Below are 25804 nucleotides of genomic sequence, written 5' to 3'. Positions count from 1 at the left end.
TTATGAAATTATACAGCTACTTTCGCTCATCAGCGGCCTATAGGGTGCGTATAGCGCTTAACTTAAAAGCAATTGATCATGAACTTGCTATTGTTAACCTTTTAAAATCGGAGCAGCTTGGGGAAGAATACTTAGCGACTAATCCGCAAGGCTTACTACCTGCACTTGAAACCGATAATGGTGTTTTAGCACAATCGCTTGCAATACTGGAATGGCTTGATGAAACTTATCCGCAATCGCCATTAATTACAGGAACTGCGTGGCAAAAAGCACAAATAAGAAATTTAAGCTTTGCCATTGCCTGCGATATTCATCCTGTTAATAATTTACGCGTGCTGAAGTATTTATCGAACGAATTAGGTGTTGATGACGAGGCTAAAAATAAGTGGTATCGACATTGGATAGAAGTTGGTTTTGAAAAAATAGAACTGATGCTAAACGAAAGTGATGACTACTGTTTTGGTAACCAACCAACACTTGCTGACATTTGTTTAGTGCCTCAAGTATTTAATGCAATTCGTTTTAACGTAGGTATGAGCGCTTATCCAAAAATTGCAGCTATTTACGAACACTGTAATAAATTAGCTGCATTTAATGATGCTGCACCGCAAAATCAACCCGATGCAAATTAAGCTAGTTTAGTAACTAACCAGAGTTCAGGTTAGCTAGCTTTGTAGCGCACTATGAATAACCGTAATGTGCTCAATTAAATCTAAGCCCAGATCAGTTAAATACCCGCCATCTGGGCTATCTATAATCCCTTTTTCAAATAAACGTTGCGCTGCACTAAGTAAGCTTGGCTCTGCGTCTGAGTGTAATTTAATACCCTGCATTTTACTGTCGCGAGGAAACTTTGCTAATAGTGTGAATTCTTCGATCATTGTTTGATTAAATTGCATTGTGTGCACCTTCTTATTGTTCTGTGAGTAACTAAGTTTATAATTAAAATCACTTTGTGTACTTTACACTAGCACGTTTTTTAGCTTAATGTATTATTTTTAACCCTCCCTATTTAAAGGCCTCTAATGCGTAACTTTTTAATTCTATGCTTTTGTTTTAGCAGCTTATCGTATTCAATACTTAGTGAAGCAACAACCCTTAAAACCCATTCAATTATTGATGCAAACCAGTTTGTAAATGAAGAATCAAACTGTTGGTACGACAACAAACGCTATAGCGAAGGCGCATTAATACAAATTCACTCATTTACACTTTTGTGCGGTGCTAAAACACCCCAACACAGTAACAGCCAACTCATTTGGCTTAAAATAGATAAACAGGGTAATGCTATTTACCCAACAGCTCCTAAAACAATCACTGTGAATTAGCGCTAAAAGCTGATTTGAGCTACAATGCACGCAGTTTAAATAAGTAGTATGGCTATGGATAATCAACCTAAAAACCCTTTACATGGGGTAACGTTAGAACAAATACTTGTTGAGTTAGAACAGCGACTTGGCTGGAGAACACTTGGCGAGCAAGTAAAAATCAAATGCTTTACTGATCAACCGAGCATTAAATCGAGTTTAAAGTTTTTGCGTAAAACGCCTTGGGCTCGCGATAAAGTGGAAGCACTTTATATTCACACTATAAATAACAAACCTATTCGTAGACCAAAAAGTGCGCCGAGAGAAACATCTTCTCAAGCGCCGGATACAACAGGGTTTGTTTGGCCATCAATTAAAAAATGATATAAAAAAGGAGCTAATTTAGCTCCTTTTTTGATTGTAATTAGCGCGATTTATTGCTCTTTGCAAATCACATTTAATGAGGCCGGCTCAATAGTAATAACGAGTTTGTGAGCAGTTTTAACTTCACCGTCAAGTACGTACTTAAGCTCTCCTTCACCTGTCACCTCGACTCTTTTAGCATTTGTATGATGCGAATTTATAGCTAAATGTGTTTGCGTTAAACTGCTAAACATCAGTTCTGCAATGCTCAATATTGTCGTAGAATTTTCATTATTTGGTGTTAGCCAATTCACATCAAGAAGCCCGTCACTATGATTTGGCTGCCCACCACCTTGAGCCAATAACGTTGTAAAAGGCGCAGCATTAGCCACAATAAAGCTATTTGTACATATTTCTTTCGGCTCATTATCATCGAGTTTCACACTAAGTAACTGTGATTTTTGCTCGCCAAACGCTTCAAAAAAGCCATTTAAATAGGCAAGTTGCCCCGACTTATTTTTCGACTCTCTATCTGCTTTTTCAATCATTGATTGCTCAAAACCAATGCCCGCTAATAAAAGTACTAATTCGTTATTACAATAAGCGGTATCTATTGTGCTTGTTTGACCATCAATTATTAAATCACAGGCTTGTTCAACAGGAATAAATTTAGAGCTAATCCCCATCAATACATGCGCAAGTGCGTTTGCAGTCCCCATTGGTATAATACCTAGCTTACATTGTGTATTTACAAGTACGCTTGCAACTTCGGCCACTGTACCATCGCCTCCACACGCTATTATCATGTCTGGTTTTTGCGTAATCGCTTGTTTAGCAAGCTCAATACCGTTTACGTCTTGTGAAGTAGTAAGTACTTTTAAATCGTAATAGGCCGATAACCGCGCAACAATTAAGTGCTCTTTTTCTTGCCATAATCGTGTACCAGATACAGGGTTTGCAATTAACACGGCTTTGTTTTTAATTAGTAATTCGCCTTTTTTATGACGCTTAGCTAAATGGCGAAGCTGATGCTTATTTAAGTTTGCGGTTTCGCGGGTTTCTTTTATTTGTGCAAGTACTTCATGTACATCTGCATTTTTGTTTTGACTCAATAAATAAGCCGCCATTACAAAAACAGAGCGCCCACGGCCTAAAGCACAATGTACAACTACGCGACGGTTTTCTTTAATATGATGATGTATCCAATTAATAGCCTGATTTAACTGAGAATGGGTAGGAATACTATGATCGAGCACCGGAATGTTTAAGTAATTTATATTCTCTTGTGTTGAACTCCACTCGAGTCCGTCGAATTCACACGTTACATCTAAAATTGCAGTAATTCCGTTATCTTTTAATGTGTCTATGTCTGAGGGAAATAATCGGCAAGCTAAAAATAGGTTTTCGTTTATTTTTTGAATTGGCGGCACTTTATCGCGCTTACGTGACCAGGCATTATAAATTTGCACACCAAATAAAAATGGCACAAACGCCCAACGTATATAAAATGGGATCACCCCATTTTCACGTTTTCTAAATATTTTTGCTGTATTAAAAATATATGCGGTACTCACTAATAAAAGTGACAGTGCAGTCCAATAAAAAACAATAGCAAAGTAAACAGAGTTTACTTCCCAACCAATAAAAATAAGTAGTAATGCTAAAAGTGAATAACCAATTGCAGCCCACATAGTTTCTCCTTTGTGTAAATAATTCCGATTTTCTAATTTTAATTTAAACGGCTTTATGTACTCTTTTGCAAATATCACGCCATATAAATGGCATTTTAAATTCAAATTAAAATCATAAGCTATTGATATATAATGTTAATAATAAAATAAATTTAAGTACAATCTGCTCTTTGTGCATTTTTTACAAACATGTGAATAAATTATACTTACACGTCTAAATTTCAAACACTGATCGGTTATTGCTTGTACTAACGTATAAAGCAGCTAATCTAAAAATCAATTAATTTTTTTGCATCCAAATCACACACTCAACCGTTTACTCAATGATAATAAGAAAAACAGGACCCCTATGGATAACGATGATTTACTCCCTCTTTTGTGCGCAACAGCACAAGGAGACAAAAATGCTTTCTCAAGTTTATATCAACAAACTAGCGGCAAACTTTTTGCTATTAGTTTAAATATGCTCACTAACAGAGCTTATGCGGAAGAGGCACTACAAGACGCTTTTATAAAAATTTGGCATAACGCATCTGAATATAACGCCTCTAAAGGCACCGTTATTAGTTGGATGATAAGTATAGTTAGATACAGAAGTCTTGACTCACTGCGCTATCACAAAGTACGAAAAGAGCAGTCGTTAGGCGATGACGAATATGAAAATGAAAATGAAAGTATCGACGTTAATTACGATGAAGAAACGAAACTGGTTAATTGTATCGAACAGCTTGAGCCACAACAAAAACAAGCTATTCACTTAGCTTATTATAAGGGGCTGAGTCATAGCGAGCTAGTGGATCATATAGAAACGCCATTAGGTACAGTTAAAAGCTGGATCAGGCGTGGGCTTATGCAGCTACAAAGGTGTTTAACATTATGAATTATAATAAACCCGAACTATTAGACGCGCTTGCTGGGCAGTATGTGCTTGGCACACTTAGAGGGCTTGCCCGTAAGCGTTTTCAGCGTCTGTTGCTTAATTCAAATCAAGCACGTGAAGCAACAAGTCTATGGGAGCAAAACCTAAACAACTTAGCGAGTGCTATTACGCCGCAAACGCCACGTGACGAGGTATGGGTAAATATACTACAACGTATTGAAAACAGGCCACAAACAAGTAAAACAGTGATACATACCAAGCCTTCAATTTGGCGTACATGGTCTTTTGTGGCAACTGCTGCGTGTATTGTTTTAGCCTTTTTAGTTATTCAACCTAGTACCAATGTTATGCACACTCAACAAATTGCTTTGGTTCAAAATCAAGATAAACAATCATTGTGGTTTATTGATGTAAGCGAGCAAGGGCTCTCAATTAAAGCCAGTAGCCAATTGGTTGCCCAAACTAATAAAGATTATGAGTTGTGGATGATTTTAAAAGGGCAAGATGCACCTATTTCACTGGGTTTACTGCCCAAGCAAGGCAGTAAAATATTATTTAAAGATAACCGCTTTAACGCAAGTGATATCGCATTGTTAGCAGTGAGCTTAGAACCTATTGGCGGCTCGCCAAATGGCTCTCCTACTGAAGTGCTTTACACCACAGAGCTAGTACTTTTATAACCCTACTATTATGACTAAAGTTGGCTGTTTACTTAAAGCAGCCAACCTTCTTTAAAACTTTTTTAACAAAAAATAAAAATAATTTAACTTTTTTGCATCCAATTTAAATCCTGCCCCGTTATTAGCTATGACTTCAATCAAAACTAAAGGACAAAGTCATGAAAGCTTTAACTCCATCAATACTCGCAGTAGTAATATGTAGTACGTTTGTAAGTGCACCAAGTGAAGCATCTAGCCACAGAGAAGCGCCAAATATAAGCCGTTTCCCGACTTTAGATTCAACCGATTTTTATGTATTTAATAGTTACGAGCAAGGTCGTGATGATTTTGTAACATTAATTGCTAACTATATCCCGCTGCAAGATGCATACGGCGGTCCTAATTACTTTGCAATGGACCCAGATGCTACCTACAGCATTCATATAGATAACGACGGCGATGCTGTTGAAGATATTACATTTGCGTTTAACTTTAAAAGCATGCTTCCTAATGATAACCAAGGTGTGCAATTAACTGTTGGACCTGAAGGTAATCAACGCACCGTGTCTGTACCGCTTAAAAATGTAGGCGGTGTATCTGCCGGTGATGACAGCGCTGCAAATTTTAGTGAATCATACACAATGAGCATAATTAGCGGCGCGCAGCGTACTGGCGAAACAACGGTATTAAACAACACAGCATCAAACTCAAGTACATTTTCTAAACCACTTGATTATGTGGGCAATAAAACATTTGGTTCAATGAGCGATTACCAAACTTACGCTGACCAATTTGTGTATCAGGTTTCAATTCCTAACTGTGAAAGCATGGCACAAGTTTTTGTAGGACAACGTAAAGACCCATTTGTAGTTAACCTAGGTAAAACATTTGATTTAGTTAACTATGTACCTGTAGAGGGTGATAGCGCCCCTGGTGCTGGTGACGGCGGTGGTTTTCCAGGTGGTATAACACAATCAGCTGATAACGACGACCTTGCAGATAAAAACGTAACGTCAATCGCTATCGAAATTCCTAAAAGTTGTGTTGTAGGTGAAGGAAATGGCGTCATTGGTTCGTGGACAACAGCAAGCCTACCTCAAGCTCGCGTATTAAACCCTAATGCTAAATTTGCTAATAACGCCGTTAATGGTGGTGCTTTAACACAAGTTTCACGCTTGGGTAGCCCGCTTGTAAACGAGCTTGTAATTGGCATTAAAGACAAAGACACATTCTCTACTGCTCACCCTAAAGATGATGCACAATTTTTAGATTATGTATCTCATCCAGCACTACCAGAGTTATTAAACATTTTGTTTAAAGATGCTGTTAATACGACCCTTGGCGCAAACTTAGAAACACTGGCACCCACAAACTTCCCGCGTACTGATTTAATCACTGCATTTTTAACAGGTTTTGCAGGCGTTAATCAACAAGCAACTGTAACACCTTCAGAAATGCTACGTTTAAATACAGGCATTGCAGCAACAGCGCAAGCTGATCAATCTGCATTTGGTGTAGCGGGTAATGATTTAGCCGGCTTCCCAAATGGTCGTCGCCCGGGTGATGATGTGGTTGATATTGCACTTCGTGTTGTGATGGGTCGTTTATGTCATCCTATCCCTGTAAATGGTGAAGACACTGATTTAGGACTTTGTGCACCAGAGGATGCTAATACGGGCACAGTGCCATTTACAGACGGCGCACCTATTGATGCAACAATGATGGATTCATCATTCCCATACCTTGCAACACCACTTGCTGGCTCTAAATAAGGAGTAAAATAATGCGTAATTTAAAAACTACCCATATTTGTGCTCTCCTCAGTGCATTAACATTGGGAGCATGTAGTAGCGATGATGATAAAAAACAGCCTACACCGGTTGTAAACACAGCGCCTACAGCAAGTGATGCAATGCTAACTACACAAACTGAAGTAAGCATTACCGATATGCTTAGCGCAACCGACAATGATGGCGATTCACTGACTTACTCGTTAACAAGTGAGCCAACTCTTGGAACTGTTACCGTTAATAGCGATGGTAACTTTACCTACACACCGAATAAAGAAGTGACAGGTTCAGATAGTTTTATGTTTGGTGTAAGTGATGGCGTTAATTCGCAAGTAACTGCAACAGTGAACATTACAATTGACGCACTACAAGTCGACTTTGCTCAATTTGCAACCGATGCATTTAATCAAGCCCCAAATGCAGAGCCGTTAACTGTTAACGGTCGGGTGTTTACAAACACCGATACCGATGTTGATGGATTAATTTCAACAAACGGTAACTAACCAAGTAATTAAGCTGACAGGCCATGGATGGCTTTTTTCAAAGGATATTTATAATGCATTTATCAATTTTTAAGTCCGTCGCATTTATTACTTTATGCCTAACACCCTTTGCGTTAAGCGCTGCGCCTTTTACCCCAAAAGATGATGCAGTTATTGCTAAAAGTAATTCAACGCTTAGTGCTTCCCTCTCTGTTGACGAAATAAATACATTAGTCACTAACAGCCAATATGCCGGCCAAACAGAGCGCTTACAGGGGCTACTTAAAACCCGTTTAGCCCAGCTATATAAACACACACCCTCATCTCAAATTGGTTACTTATATGCTCGCGTTTTACAAAAAGAGCACCTTTTTGACGAAGCTATTGATATTGCTAACAACGTTTTGATTAAAGAGCCAAAACATAGTAATAGCCATTTATTGCTAGCCAATATATTTATGACTCAAGGTAAGTTCGCACAAGCAAAAAAACACTGCGTAGCCTTAATTGGGCAAGTAAGCACTATTACTGCTAGCACCTGTGTACTCGATGTACAAAGCCAACATGAAAGCGTTTTAGACAGCTACCAAGCATTAGTAAAAATTATAAATAATAATCAAACTAGCCTAGCTACAAACCATGTTTTAAGTGAAATGAGCTACCGTTTAAATAACTACAAACAAGCTATGTCTCACTTACAAAGTGTAGATTTAGTTCAAGCCCCTGTGAGCCTTATTGTTTTATGGGCCGATATTCAAATTGCTCTAAATCAACCACAACAAGTATTAAATACATTAAGCGTACTGCTTCCTGATAAAAGTAATTTAGAGGATGCTATTTTGCTAAGACTTTCAATCGCAGAAAAAAAACTAAATAAACGCGATAAAAAATGGCAAAATACAATGACGCAAAGAGTTACACTACGAGAGCTTCGCAAAGATTCTTTTCATGCAAGTGACTTAGCTAAATATTACCTTGATGTACAACCAAATCGCGAAAAAGCACTTTACTGGGCTCATATTAATTGGCAACAGGCTAAAATGAGCACCGATGAGCAATTACTTACTCAAGCAAAAGCGATGCAACGAGACACACTATGAAAACGCCTTATCTATTTATACTCACTTTAATGCTGTGCATTTTTTCAACTTACAGCTTTGCCCATCAACTAAGTACAAGTTATATAACCTTAAATAGCGAGAACAATAACGACACCAACAAAAACCAATACACGGGTACCTGGCAAATTAATATAGCCGACTTAGAGCACGCAGTGCCTCTGGATTTAGATAAAAACGGGCAAATTTCGTGGGCAGAAATAAAAGCAAAACGCAGCTCAATTAATAACTTCATTGAAGAAAATTTAAATATCACGCAAAACGCGCAATCATGCCTTTTAAAAAGTGAAGGTATCTATCAGCTAGATAACCATTTTAACCAGCCTTATTTGGTGATTCCGTTGCTGTTTAGCTGTGATGACAATGAAGCAATCTCCCTTTCCTATTCCGCTTTTTTTAAAACCGATGCCAATCATAAATCCATCGTAAATATAAACGGTGTATCTCGTGTATTTAATATCAACGAGGCACAACAAACGTTCAGCTTTGAGCAAACAAGTTATTTAAGTACGTTTAATCAATACGTGTATCAAGGTGTTTTACATATTTGGATTGGTATTGATCATATTTTATTTTTAATCGCCCTGTTACTTACCTGTGTTTTAAAGCGCAGCGATAAAGCATGGCAAGGTATTAGCTCTAAAAAACAAATTATTAAACACACAGCATGGATAGTAACCGCGTTTACACTTGCGCACTCTATTACGCTTACCGCAACAGCTATGAGCTTAGTCTCACCAAATAGCCGCTGGGTAGAGCTTGGAATTGCTATATCTGTTTTATTTGCAGCATTAAATAATGTGTGGCCGTTGGTACTTCGTTTAGGTTGGCTTACTTTTGCTTTTGGTTTACTGCATGGGATGGGATTTGCGAGCGTACTTGGCGAGCTTGGCTTGTCGAGCGACTATCAGCTGCTTAGCATTTTAGCGTTTAATTTAGGCGTCGAAATCGGTCAACTTAGTATCTTACTAGTAGCCTTACCAATACTCATTTATGTACGACACTACACTTGGTATAAAAAGTGGTTAATGCCAATGGGCTCCGTTGCTATCGCAATTGTTGCACTTCAGTGGTCAATCGAGCGCTTTTAAATAGACTAAAATAAAAAAGCTAGCCAAATATTGGCTAGCTTACTTTTAGTTATTTATTTTGAGCGTTACTGCGCTTCATCAAATGGCATCAGTAATGTTTTCATTGCAGGGCGAAGTGCTATTAGTACCGTTTCTTCGGTTAGCTCAGGGTAAAGTAACTTTCTGAGTAATAACCCCGCCATCATCGAAAAAATAACGTTAATTCGGCTTTCAAGTTCAAGCTCATCAATGTCTTTGAGCGCACTTCGCTCGCTTGTTAAAAGCTGTCTCATGCGCCCTCTTGCTTGAATATCGGTTTCACGCAAGAGAGTTGCTACTTTAACATTTCGACCTGCTTCTGCCATCATGTCTAAATCAATAACACACGAGCCTGTATCCATATGCCTTTGCACACCAATATTTAATCCATCTAAAAGAGCCGCTAAAACATCACCTGGGTGATCTTCAAACTTTTGAAAGATGGAGAACATTTCTTCCATATCTTTTTCAATAATGCTTTCTATAATGGCTTCTTTACTTTCAAAGTAATTATAAATATGGCCTGCACTCATCCCTGCCGTTTTAGATATTTCAGCCATACCTGCACCGTGATAACCTTTTCGGCGAAAACACTCTGCAGCAGCTGTTAATATTTGCTCACGCCTAGCCAATGCTATCGCGGGATCTGTTTGCCTTTTTGCTTTAGGCTTCATGTTCAACTCCACTACCAAGTCATAAACCCAGTAAAGCAAAAGCTATAAATAGTCTTGCCATGTAAATATGTAATGCGGCTTTAAAAGCCGCAAATATTATTTCTCTACCTGAGCTGTTTCACTGGTTACGTTCCATCCGCCACCAAGCGCTTTGTACAAGTTAATTTGGCTTGCAAGATACGCTTGCTGACCCGAAATTAACTGTTGCTGCGCGCCGTACCATGTACGCTGAGCATCAAGTACTTGCAAGTAGCTATCTGCGCCTTTTTCGTAACGCATTTTTGATAAATCAAACGTGATTTGTCGGCTATTTATAAGCATATCAAGGGCACTTAATTGCTCTTGGTAACCTTCTCTATCAGCAAGTGCATCGGCAACTTCGCGAAACGCATTTTGAATTTTTTGCTGATAAGTAGCCACTGCAATTTCTTGATCAGCTTTTGCTACATCAAGATTTGCTTGGTTACGTCCCATATTAAAAATAGGTAAGCTAATTGACGGCACAAAACTCCATGTACCCGAGCCTGAATCAAACAAGCCACTTAAATCACTTGAAGCAGACCCGGCATTGGCTGTTAAGCTAATACTTGGATAAAACGCCGCACGTGCAATACCAATATTGGCATTTGCAGCAAGCATTAAATGCTCAGCGGCTTTAATATCAGGGCGTTGAGATAACAGGTCAGACGGTAAACCGACCGGCACTTCTGGCATGCTGATCAAGTTAGTCAGGTCTTTACTAGGCAGTAAATCAGCTGAAACAGATTTACCCACTAATAAATCTAGGGCACTTTTATCACGTTTTAACAAACGCTTGTACGTAGCTATGTCTACTTTTGCCGTAGCAACTGTACTTCTAAGCTGCTCAAGGGTAATTGAAGAAGTTGCACCTAAATCAAAACTTTTTTGCGTAAGCGATAATGACTCTTGCTGAGAGGTGAGCGTTTCTTTTGCAAGCTCTAGCAGTTGTAAGTCCGTCGCGTAACTAAGCCACGCATTTGCCAACTCTGAAATTAAAGACACCTGCGTACTGTATTGGCTAAGCTCTGTAGAGTATAAATTTTGGAGTGCTTGCGCTGATTGGTTGCGTACTTTGCCCCAAATATCTAACTCATAAGATGTAATACCCACTGTTGCACTGTATTGCGAGCTAATAGCTGCATCGCCAGTACCGGATAAATCAGCCGGTAAACGCTGGCGCGTACCAGAAGCATTTAAATCAAGTGACGGGTACAAAGCAGAGTCTTCGATTTGATACAAACCACGCACACGCTGCACGTTAAGCACAGCAATTTGCATGTCTTTATTATGCTCAAGGCTTTGCGTAATTAAGGTTTGTAGTTTTTCATCATTAAAAAACTGCTGCCAATTTAATTGCTGTGCAGCGCTTTGCTCAGTACCTGATGCATAAGCATCAGATACTGGTAGAGCAAGGTCTTTTTGCTCTGGCGCTAATTGACAACCGCTTAGCACCAATAGAGCAATTGCACTTAGGCTGAATGTTTTAATGCTCATTCTGCCCTCTCCTTTGTTGTCTCGTTAGTTTTTCCAGGAAATACACGGCGAACTAACACAAAGAACAACGGTACAAATACAACAACTAATATTGATGATGCGAGTGTGCCGCCAATAATCGAAATACCTAACGCATTTTGTGCGCCCGAGCCCGCACTTGAGGCTATTGCAAGTGGTAAAACACCACAAATAAAGGCCATCGAAGTCATGAGTATTGGACGTAATCGTAAGCGTACAGCTGCAATAGCTGCATCAACTAAGCCAAGCCCATCATCCATTTTATGAATCGCAAACTCTACAATCAGTATCGCATTTTTAGATGCCAAACCAATGGTGGTCAACAAGCCTACCTGCAAGTAAATATCGTTTGATAAGCCACCGCCTAGCGCTGCCATAATCGCACCAAAGATACCCAGAGGCACAATCATCATTACCGCAAACGGTACCGACCAACTTTCATAAAGCGCGGCTAAACATAAAAATACAAACAACAGCGATAAGCCATATAGTAAAGGTGCTTGACCGCTACTTGAGCGCTCTTGGAATGAAATACCGGTCCACTCAGACGAAATACCATTAGGCAGCTGTTTAACTAAACGCTCCATTTCATCCATTGCTTGGCCTGTACTGTAACCCGGCGCTGCACTACCTTGAATTTCCATTGCTGAAAAACCATTGTAACGCTCTAAACGTGGCGAACCATACGTCCAGTAGGCACTAGCAAACGCTGAAAACGGCACCATATCGCCATTATCATTGCGCACATACCACTTATTTAGATCCTCAGGCACCATGCGCGATTGTGCATCACCTTGCATATACACTTTTTTAACTCGACCACGGTCAATAAAGTCATTCACATAACTACTACCCCATGCTGTCGAAAGTGTACTGTTAATATCGTTTTGCGACACGCCAAGCGCTTCAGCTTTTGCCAAATCTGTATCAAGTTGTAGTTCTGGCATATCTTCTTGTCCATTTGGACGCACGCCCGCTAAAATTGGACTTTGGCTTGCTAAACCTAATAACTGATTTCGTGCCGCTAAAAGTGCGTCATGGCCAAGACCTACACGGTCTTGTAAGAAAATATTGAAGCCATTAGCAGTACCCAGTTCAACAATTGCAGGTGGCGGGAATGCAAACACAAATGCTTCTTTTATCGTTGAAAAGTAGCCCATCGCTTTACCTGCAACACCTTGAACAGATAACTCGTCACGCTGACGCTCATCCCAATGTTTAAGGTTAACAAAGGCAATTGCTGAGTTTTGGCCAGAACCTGCAAAACTAAAACCAGTAACGGTAAAAATACCATTCACAGCTTCAGATTGATCGTTTAAAAAGTGATTTTCTACCTTTTTAACAACCTCAAGCGTTTGTTGTGTTGTAGAGCCTGCTGGCAGTGAAACTTGGTTAAACAAAATACCTTGGTCTTCGTCAGGTAAAAATGCCGTTGGCAAGCTTGAGAATACATAAACCATACCGCCCACAATCACGCCATAAATAAGTAAGTAGCGTTTAGAGTGCGTAAGCATACGGCCTACAAAGCTTTGTGCACCTGAATTTGTTTTATCAAAACCACGGTTAAAGCCTGTAAAAAATCGGCCAAATAACGTCTCATTGTTATGTACATGGCTTGGCTTTAAAAGCGTTGCACACAATGCAGGCGTTAAAATAAGAGCAACTAAAACAGATAACCCCATCGCCGATACCAGTGTTATAGAAAACTGACGATAAATAATACCGGTAGAGCCACTAAAGAATGCCATTGGGATAAATACCGCAGAAAGCACCATGGCAATACCTACCAGCGCGCCTTTAATTTCATCCATCGATTTACGCGTAGCTTCAAGTGCCGAGAGTTTTTCCTCGGTCATTAAGCGCTCAACGTTTTCTACAACAACGATTGCGTCATCTACCAATAAGCCAATGGCAAGTACCATCGCAAACATCGTTAGCGTATTTATTGAATAACCAAAGGTGTACAAAATACCAAACGTACCTAGTAAAACCACTGGCACTGCTATTGTTGGTATAAGTGTTGCTCTAAAGTTTTGTAGGAACAAATACATAACTACAAAAACAAGTACAACAGCTTCAATTAAGGTGTGAATAACTTTTTCGATAGATAACGATACAAACGGCGTTGTGTCATAAGGTATAACAGCATCTAACCCTTCAGGGAAAAATGGTTTTAGCTCTTCAATTGCTTTTTTAACTCCAGCGGCAGTATCAAGTGCGTTAGCACCACTGGCTAATTTAATACCTAACCCTGATGCAGGTTGCCCATCGTAACGAGCAACAACGCGGTAGCTTTCACCGCCAAGCTCTACTCTAGCAACGTCCTCTAGACGTACAAAAGAGCCATCTGGATTGGTTTTAACTAATATTTGTTCAAATTGCTCTGGCGTTTGTAATCGACTTTGCGCTGTTACTGTTGCATTAAGTTGCTGACCATCAACGGCAGGCATACCGCCAAGTTGACCGGCAGATACTTGTGCATTTTGCGCACTAATTGATGCACTAATATCAGCAGGTGTCAGCTTATAATTTTGTAACTTTGAAGGGTCTAACCAAATACGCATCGCGTACTGAGAACCAAACAGCTGCACTTCACCTACGCCTTCAACACGCGAGACAATATCTTGCACGTTTGATGAAACATAATCGCCAATATCAATATTGGTCATGCTGCCATCTTTAGACACAAAAGCATAAACCATTAAAAAGTTACGCGCTGACTTTGCAACTACAACACCTTGCCTTTGAACGGCTTCTGGTAATAGTGGAGTCGCTGTTGCTAGTTTATTTTGCACTTGAACTTGTGCAATATCAGGGTCTGTTTCAGCGCTAAATGAAAGTGTAAGCGTAGCAGAACCACTCGACTCAGACGTAGATGACATATAAAGCAGGCCATCAAGTCCTTTCATTTTTTGCTCAATAACTTGCGTTACCGTATCTTCAAGTGTACGTGCAGATGCACCAGGGTACGTTGCAGTAATACTCACTGCAGGTGGTGCAATTGAAGGATACTGCGAAATAGGTAAACTCCTAATCGCCAAAATACCTGCAAGCATCACTACAATAGCGAGTACCCAAGCAAATATCGGTCTATCGATAAAAAATCGTGACATTAAAACTCTCCGTTATTGCGCTTGATCGGCTTTAGCAGACGATTGAATTTCAGATGGATTCACTGGTGCACCAGGGCGGATTTTTTGTAAACCTTCAACTATTAACTTATCGCCATCCATTAAGCCATCAGTAACAAGCCAATCAGATCCAATCGTTCTATCTACTTTTAATACGCGGCTTTCTACTGTGTTGTCTTTGCTGACAACCATTGCTGTTGGTTCGCCTTTTGAATTACGGCTAACACCACGTTGCGGAGCTAAAATAGCACCCGCCTTAACACCTTCCACAATAGAAGCTCGGGCATACATGCCTGGCAATAATAATTTTTCTGGATTTGAAAATTTAGCACGTAGTATTACTGAGCCAGTACTTGGATCAACTGTCACTTCAGAAAACTGCAATGTGCCTTTATGAGGATAAACAGAGCCATCTTCCATAATAAGTTCAACGTCAGTTTGGCTCGTCGAATCAACAGTTAGAGCACCTGATGATATTGCTTTTTTAAGTTTGGTAAGCTCATTACTTGATTGTGTTAAATCGATATAAATTGGATCTAACTGAGTCACTGTAGCAAGTGCAGTACTTTGATTGGCACTTACTAATGCACCTACTGTTACGCTTGATTTACTAATTTGACCACTAATTGGTGACGACACATGGCTGTAATCAAGGTTAATTTGCGCCGATTTCAACTGCGCTTTAGCCGTTAATAATTCTGCTTTTGCTTGCTTGTATGCAGCATCTGCTTCATCAAAGTCTTGCTGACTTACCGCTTTTATTTTTAAAAGCTCGCTAAAACGAGATGCTTTAGCTTTACTACTTGAAATACTCGCCTGAGCACGTGCAACACTTGCTTGACTTGCTGCTAAGTCTGCTTCAAATGTCGCAGGGTCTATTTGATACAGAGCCTGGCCTTGTTTAACCTCTTTACCTTCTACAAATAAACGAGATTGCACAATACCACTTACTTGTGGGCGAATTTCAGCAATTTGAAATGCACTGATACGACCAGGAAGTTCTTTTTTGAGAGTAAGCGCTTGGCTTTTTAATGTAAGTACACCCACTGGTACAGCTTTAGGAGCTGAAGCTTGTGACTGCTCAGCAGCCTGATCGCAACCAGTTAAAGCAACAGAACCGACGAGGGCTGACAATACAAATAAAGCGATGCGGGAACGCTGCATGTTAAATACCTTTTAGTTTAGAGTGAACGATCATTCTAAGTTAAAACGCGCTGATAATGAATCTTAATTAGAAGAAATTTACACAAACTTACACTCCTCAGTACAATATACGTCTTAGGTTGCATTTAATGTTAATTAGATGAAAATAGAATCAAGACTGTATGAAAATAAAACAACTTAACATATTGAAATAATATCTCATTTTAGAAACGAAGTTTTTAACAGACACAAAAAAGCCAAGCAAATACAGCTTGGCTATTTATATAAAAACTAAAGCGCACACCTTATTTTAAAGGATATTAGCACTCTGCGGGTTAATAACCCTTGAAACTAACAACTGCTCTACCCTAATTCCTTCTACATCAACAACTTCAAACTTAAAGCCTGAAAAAGTTAAATGCTCCGCGCGTTTAGGTATTCGCTTCATATTGTAAATTAAAAAACCAGCGACCGTTTCATAGTGCATCTGGTCAGGAAATTCTTCTATATCAAGTACTTTTGCTAAATCGGTAATTGGGGTTAAGCCATCTACAAGCCATGAATTTTTATCGCGTTCTATGATTAATTCGTCGCCTTGATGAGTGATTAAATCACCCATAAACCCTTTCATTAAATCTTTTACCGTTACAATACCCACCGAAAGCGCATATTCGTTTACGACAACAGCAAATGGTTTTGCTGCACTTTTAAACGCATTTAAAGCTTCAGATAAGCTTAATGTTTCGGGTAAGTAAAAAACATCTTTATCAATGAGATCATCGTTTATATTGGCGGCTTCGCCCTTTAGTACTTGTCGTAAAATATCTTTAGATTCAACAGAGCCATGCAACTTATCTAAATTTCCTGACACCACTAAAAAGTGGTTATGAGGATGGTCAATAATTTTAGTCGCAATATCATGGCTAGATTCGTTTAAATCAAAATATACAATTTGGTCGCGTGGCGTCATTACGCTTGATAAAAATCGTGCTTCTAGGTCAAACACATTGCCAATGAGTTCATACTCTTGCTTTTGTAAACTGCCATATGCAGCACCTGCTTCCATCATGGCAACAATGTCCTCAGTTGTCACATTGTCTTCTCGCTCAGCGGGCACTTTAAATAAGCGCAGCACAAAGTTAGTGACACCATTAAAAAACATCACCAGCGGGGTTAATGCAAAGGTAACCCAGCGCATTATTGTAACCACTCTAACAGCGACCGCTTCTGGCATGATCATCGCTAAACGCTTTGGCATTAAATCGGCGAACAATATAAACAAGGATGTAATAGTAAAAAACGAGAATAAAAAGCTAATTTTTTCTAAATGTGCACCTTGATAAAACAATACCAACACACTTTCAACATAAGGCGATAAAGCCTGCTCGCCCACAATACCACCCAATATCGCTATCGCGTTGAGTGCTATTTGGATCATGGCAAAAAAAGCCCCTGGATTTTCTTGTAGCTTTAGTACCGCTGCTGCCTTTATATTCCCTTCATCTGCCATTACTCGCAGTTTTATTTTACGCGACGCTGCAATTGCTATTTCTGACATAGCAAACAACGCACTGATCAAGATCAATAAGCTAATCCCGATTAAATCACCCATTTAACGCTCCAAAAAGTTAGTGCTTTTTTAAACAAAAAGCAGCTGGATTATAATCGGTTTTTAAAATGCGGCAATTTATATTTATAAAATATATTAAAGTAATTTAATTTCATTAGGTTACACTGATTAAACTGTTTTTTTTAAACTGTTTAATTGCCTTTAAAGGCGACTTTTAATTGAACAACTAAGGCCGGATCCATATTTATATTACAAGCAAAAAATAATGGAGATTGAGCTGTATTTAGATTTAGTAATGGCTCGAGTAGCTCAAGCCTTGGCTCAGTTTTTATTCGATAGCTAAATTGCTTTTTGCTAAGAACAACAAAATCAAGAATATCGTGACGAGTGCTTATGAGTTTATCTATTTTATCTAGGCTATCGATGAGTAATAAATGCTTGTTCTCACTAAAGCCCCTCTCAAGCAAATAGTGATGACTAAAGTTATCACGCAGTACTGCTATTTTATATTTTTTAGCATCATTGAGAGTATTTAACTTTATACCTCTGGACTTTAGACCATAAATAGCAGAATCAAAGCTTTCCAGTTCACCTACCCAGTTAAACTTACTTTCTCTATTAGGTAATCGAACAATCGAGAATATACAGGTATTTTTATCGCGTAGCGCTGCATTGTAAGATATGGCCCAACTATACGCCAACATAGTGTATTTTATACCAGTGCCTTCTAGCGCTTTATGAACTTTCTCGACAGAGCGGCCAACGAGTTTATTATCTTCATTGAGATACTGAAAGTCCGGAAATACTTCCGTTACTATTGTGATTTCAGTTGCATCAACTTTAATACAGCTAATGAACAATAAAAAGATCAATAATTTCATTCAGCAAGGCCTCAACTAACTCATTATAAGTATTTAATAAATATAGCTGAGGCTTTATGAACTGCTAGTTTTTAGTCATGTAATGCACACTTATACGCTGATAGTGCTAGTATTTATAGCTCATACAGCTTACTTGTTCATCGCACTAATTAAAAAGGCTGAAATTTTAGCGCCTTCTCTAAGTGTCGTTTCAGAGCTTGATTGACCCACTAAAGAGCTGTCGGTAAATGGCGCTATTTCCATCATATCAGCACCCGTAATCGGAAACTCATCCGCAATGGCTGATAAAATATCAAGCGCATGCTGTGGTGTTAAACCATTATGTTCTGGCGTACCTGTGGCAGATGCAAACTCTGCATCAAGCGCATCAATATCAAAGCTTACGTATACTTCATCAACGTTATCAGCTTTTAACTGTGCAATAGCGTCGGCAGCAACCGCTGCTGCGCCGCGCTCAATGATTTCATGTGCCCAATGTTGCTTAACGCCAAAGGTACTTTCCCAGTGTGCTTTAGGCTTGCCACTTGAGCGTATACCAAATTGTATTAAATGATGTGGCGCCGGTAAAAACTCTAAAATATGCGTACACCACGAGCCAAAACATAAATCTATGCCTAGGCGCTCAACAAGTAAATCGGTATGCGCGTCAAAGTGAATAATAGCGGTACGCTTACCTTGCTCACGTTTTGCTTTTAAGTAGGCTTTGGTAAGTGGGTAACTAATTGAGTGATCGCCACCAATACCAAATATACCTTTATCTTTAAATGTTGCGTAAAAACTGTCGCATACATCCTCAGTGATTGATAATGGGCTTACGTAATAGTCGTTATCTTCATTACCGTATAGGGCTTTTTGGCAATTAGAAATGGTTGCATCATTTAGGTATTTATCATGAAGTAAATGTGGGATTACACGTACATCGCCTAAATCAAACGAATGACACTGCGGTTGCTGATCAATTAAAGCTGAGCGCACAAACAGTGGCCCCCAGTTTGCACCGCGTAAAATACCACCGCCACAGTCTGAGCTAATACCTAACATAACGGCTTTATGTGGAGAATTTGGTAATTCATTTAAAGACTCGCGCCACAAATTATCAACGTTTTCAGTTTGTCCATAAAGTTTATTACGCAGTGCGGCTTTGCGCTCCTTTGCAGTATTTACTGTGTATACGCCATCACCAGGTGCGCACAAACAGTGCTCAACTTTGTTTTTAAATGCTTCAAATTGTGTGCTCATAATAAACTCCTTCGATTTTTATTCTGTACGTAGCTAATTACTTTTGATTAGTTATGCAAAATCACCAAAAGTGCCTAAACTTCAAATAAATTCCACTTTGCTAAATAAGTCTGTGCCTAATATAAATAAACACGTTATCTTTTACGTGCTTAATACAAATTTAAGCCATTGAATTAATTTAATATTAATGAATATTTACCATAAACTATTTAGTTGTAGTTACGCGCTTGGTTGATACTTATTATGTCTGCTTGAACATGTCAACAGCACAACAAGCCTACGTATATAAGCACTTGATTGAATATTCATAGTTGATGAATAAATCAAATTAATCCTTAAAATTATTAAGACTTAATTGGAGGAGTTAAGATAAAACGGACAATCGTCCTGTACTTGATAAACGTTTCTAGCAATGATGCTAGATTGACACAATTTATTATAAAAAGGCTTAGCTATGGAAAAGGTATTTCACTTAGGACTATGTATTGACGATCTTAAAGGTGCAAAACTTGCGATTGTACCGGGCGATCCAGATCGTGCTGCACGCATTTCACAATTCCTAGACAACCCAACCTGCCTTGCTCAAACTCGTGAGTTTCATGTTTACTTAGGTCAACTAAACGGCCATTCGGTGGTTGTTTGTTCTACGGGTATTGGTGGTCCATCTACGTCGATTGCAGTAGAAGAATTAGCACAACTTGGCGTGCGTAAATTTTTACGTATTGGTACAACAGGTGCGATTCAACCACATATCAACGAAGGCGAAATTTTAATTAGCCAAGCGTCTGTACGTTTAGACGGTGCAAGCCAGCATTTTGCTCCTCTTAGCTACCCTGCTGTGTCTGACTTTTATGCAACACAAGCTATGGTACAAGCATGTAAAAACTTAAATATCGATTTTCATATCGGTATTACTGCATCAAGCGATACATTTTATCCAGGACAAGAGCGTTACGATACGCATTCTGGTTACGTTCCTAAATCACTACAAGGTAGCTGCGAAGAGTGGCAAAAACTGGGCGTGATGAACTACGAAATGGAATCAGCAACATTATTTACTATGTGTGCAGCCCTTGGTTTACAAGCAGCATGTGTAGCAGGCGTACTTGTTAATCGTACTCGCCAAGAAATACCAAATGTTGACCATGGTGAAATTGAGCGTAAATCTGTAGCGGTAGTATTAGAAGCGGCTAAAGTATTACTTGATTAATACCAAGTAAACTTAATAGATAAAATTGTAAAGCACAGCTCTGGCTGTGCTTTATTGTTTTTCAGAGGTTATTTTAGCTGAGCGCTAATTACTTCTATTGCCGGTAGATTTTTAAAACTTGCAAGTACAGCACGTGCTACACCCGCTTGGTTTTCATGGCCTGCGGTTTCTAAAAGTGTAATTGATTTTACTGTACTTTCGTTAAAGCTAAGCCCTGCGATAAATAATTGGCTAAGTGCACTTTGTAGTGGCGACAAGCTTGGGCTGTACGCTGCGTTTTCTGCGTAACTTCCGTAAAAATCACCATTTTCAAATGTACTAATTTTTACTGCACTAAAGTTTTTACTATAGGGTACGTATGCGTTTAATGCTGTACTTGCTAGCTTTTCATCTAGTTGATCATTTGCAAATACTTGCTGGTGAGGCTCTGGATTAAACAAGCTAAACGCGTTACCTAAATCAGTCGGCCCAAACGAGTGCGGCAGTAATTCTGCCAACTTAAAGTGTTGCTCTGGCAATAAAATATCAAACTCTTTAGCATCTGCGAGTTCGTTCATAAACTGGCGGCAATACCCACACGGTGCATCGCTAATCGCTATTTTAACTATTTTTTTAGCACCGTTTAACCATGCGTTATTTATAGCCGATTGCTCTGCATGAACCACTAAACTCAATGCTTGATGATCAAACTCTACATTTGCACCAAAGTAAAAGTTTACCTCATCGTTTTCATCAAGTGCTTTAACAATTGCGCCTACATGAAAATCTGATATCGGCGCAACAGCATACTCAGAAGCCAAAGGTACTAAACCTTGTAATAATGCATCATCAGACACATTGAGTTGCGCGCATAACGCTTTAATATTATTAGAATTTAATATGCCACGTTGTGATTTTAATTGACTACGTAATGACGCTGTTTGCGCTACGTTTAATGTGATGTGATAATTTGTAAGTGCTGTATCTTGCTGTACAGTAAAAGTTGCTGAAGCCATAACATTTTTTAATTATTCAATGGCTAAGTAGTTTAAAAGGTTAGGATGTTAAATACCAGCCTATTTAACGCAAAAAAAGGGAGCACATCGCGTGCTCCCTTTTAATACCAATAGGTATACCTAACAAAATAAAGTGTTAGCCGGTATTACGCATACCTGCTGCAATACCTGTCATCGTGATCATTAATGCATTATCAATGTCACCTTCGTTGCGTTTTTCCTCTGAGCGAGCACGGCGTAAAAGCTCAACCTGTAGTAAGTTAAGTGGATCGGTGTACGGGTTACGTAAACTAATCGACTCCTTAATCCAAGGTTGTTCGGCTAGTAGGCTTTTTTGCGGGCTAAGTGATTGCACCAAGCTAATTGCTTCTTGAAGCTCTTTTCGAAGTGTTACACCCAGTGGTTTGTACATATCTTCCACCAGCGCATTATCATAATGCTCACTCAACCAACAATCGGCTTTACTAAATACCATTTCTAGCATTTCTAGGCGCGATCTAAAGAACGGCCACTGTAAGCTCATTTCGTTTAGGGTTTCAGCGCCGTACTTATTAAGCGCAGCTTTTAAGCCTGTTAACGCACCTAGCCATGCAGGAAGCATTAAACGGTTTTGGCTCCACGCAAAAATCCATGGAATAGCGCGCAGGCTTTCAACGCCACCATTAGGATTACGTTTTGCAGGACGCGAGCCAAGCGGTAACTTAGACAGTTCAAGCTCAGGTGTTGCCATTCTAAAGTAAGGTACAAAGTTTTCATCATGACGAACTACATTACGGTAATGCTCACATGACTCCTCACTTATTAGCTTCATTACTTCGCGCCACTGCGGTTTTGGCTCCGGTGGCGGTAATAAGTTACTTTGCAGAACTGCGCCTGCGTAAATATTTAAGCTTTGCAGTGCTACATCGGGTAAACCAAATTTAAAGCGAATCATCTCGCCTTGCTCGGTTACACGCAAGCCACCTTTTAATGAGCCAGGCGGTTGTGAATGCAGCGCTTGTGCAGCGGGTGCACCGCCACGTCCTACTGTGCCACCACGTCCGTGAAATAAAACAAGCTCAATACCACGTGCATCAGCAAGTTGTACTAGTTTATCCATTGCTTCGTACTGTGCCCAACCTGCTGCCATCATGCCGGCATCTTTAGCTGAATCAGAGTAACCAATCATTACGTTTTGAGTGTTTTTAATGTGCCCGCGATACCAAACATTATCAAGCAGTGTGGTAATTACATCACTGCCTGCGTTTAAATCGTCGAGTGTTTCAAACAACGGTGCTACTGGTAAATCAAAGCTACAGCCGCTTTCTTTTAGCAATAGTTGTACTGCTAAAATGTCTGACGCTGTTCGTGCCATCGAAATAATATACAAACCAAATGTTGCTTCGTCTTGCTTGGCAATTACATCAAAGGTATCAAGTACTTCTTGTACATCAGGGCTTGGTTGCCAATGTTTTGGAATAAGCGGTCTGCGTGAGTTAAGCTCTGCAAGTAAAAATGCTTGTTTGTCTTGCTCTTGCCATTGGTTATAGTCGCCTAAACCTAAATAACGAGTCAGTTCTGAAAACACATCGCCGTGGCGAGACGAATCTTGGCGCACATCAAGTTTAGCTAAACGCAAACCAAAGCTATTTATACGGTGCAGTAAATCAAGTAATAAGCCATCAGCAACAACTTTCATATTACACTTTAATAACGAGCGATAGCACACCTCAACCGGGTGTTTAAGCTGATTAATATTAGTAATTAAGTCTTGTGAATCGCTGCGCTTATTTTTAATTTTAGCACCTAAGTGCGCCACTGTTTCCGCAACCTGATTTTTAAGCTTTTTGATTACTGCTCTATATGGTTCAAATTCCTGCCCTGCAAGCTCAACAAGCTCATCACTGGCATCTGACATAGAGAGTTCAGCGCACAACGTTTTTAAATCTTGAATGTATAAGTTAAGTGCCATCCAACGACCATGATCAAGCACTTCTTTTGTTACCTGCGATGTTACAAATGGATTACCATCACGGTCTCCACCCATCCACGATGTAAACTCAATTGGGCTGTAATCAATTGGTAACTCTAAGCTCAACTGGTCTTTAACATTCGCTGAAAATTCACGTAAAAAGCGCGGAACGGCATGCCAAAGGCTATTTTCTATTACTGCATAGCCCCATTTGGCTTCATCAACTGGCGTTGGGCGAGAGCGACGAATATCGTCAGTATGCCAAGCTTGGCTAATCAGCTGTTCAATACGATTTAAAATATTGTCCCGCTCTTGTGGTAAGTTATCTTTTCGCTCTAATGACGCTAAGCAATCACTTAGTTCAACGTGTTTGTTAATAATAGTACGGCGCGTAACCTCGGTTGGGTGAGCGGTCAGTACTAAGTTTATGTGGAGTTTTGAGAGTGTTTCGGCCAAATGATTACTGTCTAACTGGCCTTGTTCTGCTTTTGTAGCTAACGTTTTTAATGTTTGAGTGAGAGGGTTTTGTTGACCAAGGCCAACGTCATTAAAACGCGAAACGGTATGAAATTGCTCTGCTACATTAGCAAGGTTTAAAAAATGATTAAATGAACGGGCAACCGGTAAAAGCTCTTCATCACTAAGCGCATGTAAAACATCTATTAGCGCTTGTCTGTCGTCTTCGTTACCACTGCGAGATGATTTTGATAAAGCACGAATTTCTTCCACTTTATCTAAAATCGCTTGACCTTGGGCATCTTTGATTGTTTGTCCTAGTAGTTGCCCTAGTAAATTTACATTACCTCGCAAGGCGGCGTATTGTTCACTCATTTATCAGTCTCCATTTTTTCGTAGGACACTATTAATATCATCATGAAGAGATATTTAATAGATCCATTTGCAATGTCTTGTCGTAAAAAAGTATATATAAAATAATCACAAAGCATTCACATGATCATTTTTTACGATGGTAACTGCCCTCTTTGTAGCACCGAAATGCAGCAACTAAAACACGCTGATAACAAAAACTTAATTACGCTTGAAGATCTTAACGCGGGCGACTTCAGTGAGCGCTACCCGTATATTGATAAAGATAAAGCAATGAACTACCTTCAAGCTCAAAAGCAATCAGGTGAAATGATTTATGGGCTTGATGTAACTTACGAAGCATGGAAAATAGTGGGTAAACACAGCTGGTTGAAAATTTTTCGCTTGCCAATAATTCGCTTTTTCGCTGACTGCGGATACCTATTATTTGCTAAGTATCGGCACCCCATCAGTCGCTTTTTAATGCCAAATACTCAGTGCAGTAACGGCCAATGTGGACTAAAAGCAAAAGGTGATAAATGAAAACTATTGTTTTATTCGGCGCAAGCAGCGCCATAGCAAATGCATATATAGAACATCTACAAATAAACACGCCTACTCATCAGATCGTTTGTATTAGTTCAAAAAGTATTGAATCTGGCTCAAGTGTTGTCCACCTGCATACTGACTACACAAAACAAAGTTTAGCGCGCGTTACTAATTACCTAAAAGAGCAAAATGCCGATATACAACAAGTTATTATATTCAATGGTACACTGCACAACGAAACCCATATGCCTGAAAAAAAGCTGGAGGATTTAGACGCTGAGTATTTTAGCCAACTTCTAAATTCAAACACCCTAACTCCCCTACTTTGCTTACAGAGCGTATTGCCGCTGTTAACCCACAAAACGCAGTGTACTATTACAGCACTCAGTGCGCGTGTGGGCAGCATTAACGACAATAAATTAGGCGGTTGGTATACTTATCGCGCATCTAAAGCGGCGCTTAACATGCTATTTAAAACTGCCGCTATAGAGCTTGCTCGTCGTGCTAAAAATACCAAACTCATTCTGTTTCACCCTGGAACTACCGATACAGCACTTTCAAAGCCCTTTCAAAAGAATGTACCTGAAGGCAAATTATTTACGCCTGAATTTGTAGCCAAGCAACTATTTGAATTAACAAACAATAACCCTGATTTAAAACTCAACGGTGAGCCTGCTTATTTAGACTGGCAAGGCTCAACCATACCGTGGTAAGGATTTTTA

Annotated in this window: 23 protein-coding genes; 12 read left to right on the top strand and 11 right to left on the bottom strand. The window is 39.5% G+C overall.

Going from position 1 to position 25804, the window contains the following annotated elements:
• The first annotated feature begins 2 nt into the window (after positions 1 to 2).
• Positions 3 to 632, top strand: a complete 630-nt coding sequence (maiA, locus tag I6F47_RS07330) for a maleylacetoacetate isomerase (protein ID WP_197183613.1) — start codon at positions 3 to 5, stop codon at positions 630 to 632.
• Between the two features lie 33 nt (positions 633 to 665).
• Here the strand turns inward: maiA and I6F47_RS07325 are convergent, their stop codons facing one another.
• Positions 666 to 899, bottom strand: a complete 234-nt coding sequence (locus I6F47_RS07325) for a TIGR02647 family protein (RefSeq protein ID WP_007582405.1) — start codon at positions 897 to 899, stop codon at positions 666 to 668.
• A gap of 126 nt (positions 900 to 1025) precedes the next feature.
• Here I6F47_RS07325 and I6F47_RS07320 point away from each other — a divergent pair, with 126 nt between their 5' ends.
• On the top strand, positions 1026 to 1328 hold the full coding sequence (locus tag I6F47_RS07320) for a DUF1496 domain-containing protein (RefSeq protein WP_008134362.1): 303 nt from the start codon (positions 1026 to 1028) through the stop codon (positions 1326 to 1328).
• 54 nt (positions 1329 to 1382) lie between these two features.
• Positions 1383 to 1691: a VF530 family DNA-binding protein gene (locus I6F47_RS07315; RefSeq protein WP_010553962.1), complete on the top strand. Its 309-nt coding sequence runs from the start codon at positions 1383 to 1385 to the stop codon at positions 1689 to 1691.
• A 50-nt stretch (positions 1692 to 1741) separates the two neighbouring features.
• Here the strand turns inward: I6F47_RS07315 and I6F47_RS07310 are convergent, their stop codons facing one another.
• Positions 1742 to 3361 carry a diacylglycerol kinase family protein gene (locus I6F47_RS07310; protein ID WP_010553963.1) on the bottom strand — a complete coding sequence of 540 codons (1620 nt, stop codon included), beginning with the start codon at positions 3359 to 3361 and terminating at the stop codon, positions 1742 to 1744.
• 349 nt (positions 3362 to 3710) lie between these two features.
• Between I6F47_RS07310 and I6F47_RS07305 the strand changes: the two genes are divergently transcribed.
• From I6F47_RS07305 to I6F47_RS07280, 6 genes are all read left to right on the top strand, one after another.
• Positions 3711 to 4241, top strand: coding sequence for a sigma-70 family RNA polymerase sigma factor (locus I6F47_RS07305; RefSeq protein WP_197173712.1), 531 nt, complete (start codon positions 3711 to 3713; stop codon positions 4239 to 4241).
• Complete coding sequence (locus I6F47_RS07300) at positions 4238 to 4921, top strand: anti-sigma factor (protein WP_101217046.1); 684 nt, start codon at positions 4238 to 4240, stop codon at positions 4919 to 4921. Before I6F47_RS07305 ends, I6F47_RS07300 begins: the two co-directional genes overlap by 4 nt.
• A gap of 158 nt (positions 4922 to 5079) precedes the next feature.
• Positions 5080 to 6672, top strand: coding sequence for a DUF4331 domain-containing protein (locus tag I6F47_RS07295; RefSeq protein WP_197183612.1), 1593 nt, complete (start codon positions 5080 to 5082; stop codon positions 6670 to 6672).
• 11 nt (positions 6673 to 6683) lie between these two features.
• The gene (locus tag I6F47_RS07290; protein WP_197183611.1) at positions 6684 to 7193 is read left to right on the top strand and encodes an Ig-like domain-containing protein; all 510 of its coding nucleotides are present in this window, start codon (positions 6684 to 6686) and stop codon (positions 7191 to 7193) included.
• A gap of 53 nt (positions 7194 to 7246) precedes the next feature.
• Entirely contained in the window at positions 7247 to 8272 is a 1026-nt protein-coding gene (locus tag I6F47_RS07285; RefSeq protein WP_197183610.1) for a hypothetical protein, read from the top strand.
• Entirely contained in the window at positions 8269 to 9381 is a 1113-nt protein-coding gene (locus I6F47_RS07280; protein ID WP_197183609.1) for a HupE/UreJ family protein, read from the top strand. The genes I6F47_RS07285 and I6F47_RS07280 overlap by 4 nt, the downstream gene beginning before the upstream one ends.
• 65 nt (positions 9382 to 9446) lie before the next feature.
• On the opposite strand, the gene I6F47_RS07275 is transcribed toward I6F47_RS07280, so the two are convergent.
• From I6F47_RS07275 to I6F47_RS07245, 7 genes are all read right to left on the bottom strand, one after another.
• Complete coding sequence (locus I6F47_RS07275; protein WP_101217048.1) at positions 9447 to 10073, bottom strand: TetR/AcrR family transcriptional regulator; 627 nt, start codon at positions 10071 to 10073, stop codon at positions 9447 to 9449.
• A gap of 96 nt (positions 10074 to 10169) precedes the next feature.
• Complete coding sequence (locus I6F47_RS07270; RefSeq protein WP_197183608.1) at positions 10170 to 11588, bottom strand: efflux transporter outer membrane subunit; 1419 nt, start codon at positions 11586 to 11588, stop codon at positions 10170 to 10172.
• Positions 11585 to 14719 (bottom strand): efflux RND transporter permease subunit, encoded by a 3135-nt coding sequence (locus I6F47_RS07265; protein WP_197183607.1) that lies wholly within the window; start codon positions 14717 to 14719, stop codon positions 11585 to 11587. The genes I6F47_RS07270 and I6F47_RS07265 overlap by 4 nt, the downstream gene beginning before the upstream one ends.
• 12 nt (positions 14720 to 14731) lie before the next feature.
• Complete coding sequence (locus I6F47_RS07260; protein WP_197183606.1) at positions 14732 to 15901, bottom strand: efflux RND transporter periplasmic adaptor subunit; 1170 nt, start codon at positions 15899 to 15901, stop codon at positions 14732 to 14734.
• A 289-nt stretch (positions 15902 to 16190) separates the two neighbouring features.
• On the bottom strand, positions 16191 to 17492 hold the full coding sequence (locus tag I6F47_RS07255) for a hemolysin family protein (protein ID WP_007582388.1): 1302 nt from the start codon (positions 17490 to 17492) through the stop codon (positions 16191 to 16193).
• Between the two features lie 149 nt (positions 17493 to 17641).
• Positions 17642 to 18331 carry a transporter substrate-binding domain-containing protein gene (locus I6F47_RS07250; protein ID WP_197183605.1) on the bottom strand — a complete coding sequence of 230 codons (690 nt, stop codon included), beginning with the start codon at positions 18329 to 18331 and terminating at the stop codon, positions 17642 to 17644.
• Positions 18332 to 18460: 129 nt separating this feature from the next.
• The gene (locus I6F47_RS07245; RefSeq protein ID WP_007582386.1) at positions 18461 to 19570 is read right to left on the bottom strand and encodes an arginase family protein; all 1110 of its coding nucleotides are present in this window, start codon (positions 19568 to 19570) and stop codon (positions 18461 to 18463) included.
• A 454-nt stretch (positions 19571 to 20024) separates the two neighbouring features.
• Here I6F47_RS07245 and udp point away from each other — a divergent pair, with 454 nt between their 5' ends.
• Positions 20025 to 20780, top strand: a complete 756-nt coding sequence (gene udp, locus I6F47_RS07240; RefSeq protein WP_007582384.1) for a uridine phosphorylase — start codon at positions 20025 to 20027, stop codon at positions 20778 to 20780.
• Between the two features lie 68 nt (positions 20781 to 20848).
• Here the strand turns inward: udp and cdd are convergent, their stop codons facing one another.
• Together cdd and ppc are read right to left on the bottom strand one after the other, a co-directional pair.
• A complete protein-coding gene (gene cdd, locus I6F47_RS07235) occupies positions 20849 to 21775 on the bottom strand; it encodes a cytidine deaminase (RefSeq protein WP_197183604.1) in 927 nt (308 codons plus the stop codon).
• Between the two features lie 136 nt (positions 21776 to 21911).
• Positions 21912 to 24557 (bottom strand): phosphoenolpyruvate carboxylase, encoded by a 2646-nt coding sequence (gene ppc, locus I6F47_RS07230; RefSeq protein WP_197183603.1) that lies wholly within the window; start codon positions 24555 to 24557, stop codon positions 21912 to 21914.
• Between the two features lie 120 nt (positions 24558 to 24677).
• On the opposite strand from ppc, the gene I6F47_RS07225 reads away from it, so the two are divergent.
• Positions 24678 to 25076 carry a thiol-disulfide oxidoreductase DCC family protein gene (locus tag I6F47_RS07225; protein ID WP_197117103.1) on the top strand — a complete coding sequence of 133 codons (399 nt, stop codon included), beginning with the start codon at positions 24678 to 24680 and terminating at the stop codon, positions 25074 to 25076.
• Positions 25073 to 25795, top strand: a complete 723-nt coding sequence (locus I6F47_RS07220) for an SDR family NAD(P)-dependent oxidoreductase (protein WP_007582379.1) — start codon at positions 25073 to 25075, stop codon at positions 25793 to 25795. The genes I6F47_RS07225 and I6F47_RS07220 overlap by 4 nt, the downstream gene beginning before the upstream one ends.
• The last annotated feature ends 9 nt before the right edge of the window (positions 25796 to 25804 follow it).

It is taken from the genome of Pseudoalteromonas sp. NZS37 (assembly GCF_015864265.1).
GTDB classification, from domain to species: Bacteria; Pseudomonadota; Gammaproteobacteria; order Enterobacterales; family Alteromonadaceae; genus Pseudoalteromonas; species Pseudoalteromonas arctica.
Note: the sequence above shows the minus strand (reverse complement) of the source record. Positions and strands in the feature narration are given on the sequence as shown.

Excerpts from the sequence above, each read along its gene's own strand:
- maiA (WP_197183613.1), top strand. The coding sequence starts at position 3 with ATGAAATTATACAGCTACTTTCGCTCATCAGCGGCCTATAGGGTGCGT.
- I6F47_RS07325 (WP_007582405.1), bottom strand. The coding sequence starts at position 899 with ATGCAATTTAATCAAACAATGATCGAAGAATTCACACTATTAGCAAAG.
- I6F47_RS07320 (WP_008134362.1), top strand. The coding sequence starts at position 1,026 with ATGCGTAACTTTTTAATTCTATGCTTTTGTTTTAGCAGCTTATCGTAT.
- I6F47_RS07315 (WP_010553962.1), top strand. The coding sequence starts at position 1,383 with ATGGATAATCAACCTAAAAACCCTTTACATGGGGTAACGTTAGAACAA.
- I6F47_RS07310 (WP_010553963.1), bottom strand. The coding sequence starts at position 3,361 with ATGTGGGCTGCAATTGGTTATTCACTTTTAGCATTACTACTTATTTTT.
- I6F47_RS07305 (WP_197173712.1), top strand. The coding sequence starts at position 3,711 with ATGGATAACGATGATTTACTCCCTCTTTTGTGCGCAACAGCACAAGGA.
- I6F47_RS07300 (WP_101217046.1), top strand. The coding sequence starts at position 4,238 with ATGAATTATAATAAACCCGAACTATTAGACGCGCTTGCTGGGCAGTAT.
- I6F47_RS07295 (WP_197183612.1), top strand. The coding sequence starts at position 5,080 with ATGAAAGCTTTAACTCCATCAATACTCGCAGTAGTAATATGTAGTACG.
- I6F47_RS07290 (WP_197183611.1), top strand. The coding sequence starts at position 6,684 with ATGCGTAATTTAAAAACTACCCATATTTGTGCTCTCCTCAGTGCATTA.
- I6F47_RS07285 (WP_197183610.1), top strand. The coding sequence starts at position 7,247 with ATGCATTTATCAATTTTTAAGTCCGTCGCATTTATTACTTTATGCCTA.
- I6F47_RS07280 (WP_197183609.1), top strand. The coding sequence starts at position 8,269 with ATGAAAACGCCTTATCTATTTATACTCACTTTAATGCTGTGCATTTTT.
- I6F47_RS07275 (WP_101217048.1), bottom strand. The coding sequence starts at position 10,073 with ATGAAGCCTAAAGCAAAAAGGCAAACAGATCCCGCGATAGCATTGGCT.
- I6F47_RS07270 (WP_197183608.1), bottom strand. The coding sequence starts at position 11,588 with ATGAGCATTAAAACATTCAGCCTAAGTGCAATTGCTCTATTGGTGCTA.
- I6F47_RS07265 (WP_197183607.1), bottom strand. The coding sequence starts at position 14,719 with ATGTCACGATTTTTTATCGATAGACCGATATTTGCTTGGGTACTCGCT.
- I6F47_RS07260 (WP_197183606.1), bottom strand. The coding sequence starts at position 15,901 with ATGCAGCGTTCCCGCATCGCTTTATTTGTATTGTCAGCCCTCGTCGGT.
- I6F47_RS07255 (WP_007582388.1), bottom strand. The coding sequence starts at position 17,492 with ATGGGTGATTTAATCGGGATTAGCTTATTGATCTTGATCAGTGCGTTG.
- I6F47_RS07250 (WP_197183605.1), bottom strand. The coding sequence starts at position 18,331 with ATGAAATTATTGATCTTTTTATTGTTCATTAGCTGTATTAAAGTTGAT.
- I6F47_RS07245 (WP_007582386.1), bottom strand. The coding sequence starts at position 19,570 with ATGAGCACACAATTTGAAGCATTTAAAAACAAAGTTGAGCACTGTTTG.
- udp (WP_007582384.1), top strand. The coding sequence starts at position 20,025 with ATGGAAAAGGTATTTCACTTAGGACTATGTATTGACGATCTTAAAGGT.
- cdd (WP_197183604.1), bottom strand. The coding sequence starts at position 21,775 with ATGGCTTCAGCAACTTTTACTGTACAGCAAGATACAGCACTTACAAAT.
- ppc (WP_197183603.1), bottom strand. The coding sequence starts at position 24,557 with ATGAGTGAACAATACGCCGCCTTGCGAGGTAATGTAAATTTACTAGGG.
- I6F47_RS07225 (WP_197117103.1), top strand. The coding sequence starts at position 24,678 with ATGATCATTTTTTACGATGGTAACTGCCCTCTTTGTAGCACCGAAATG.
- I6F47_RS07220 (WP_007582379.1), top strand. The coding sequence starts at position 25,073 with ATGAAAACTATTGTTTTATTCGGCGCAAGCAGCGCCATAGCAAATGCA.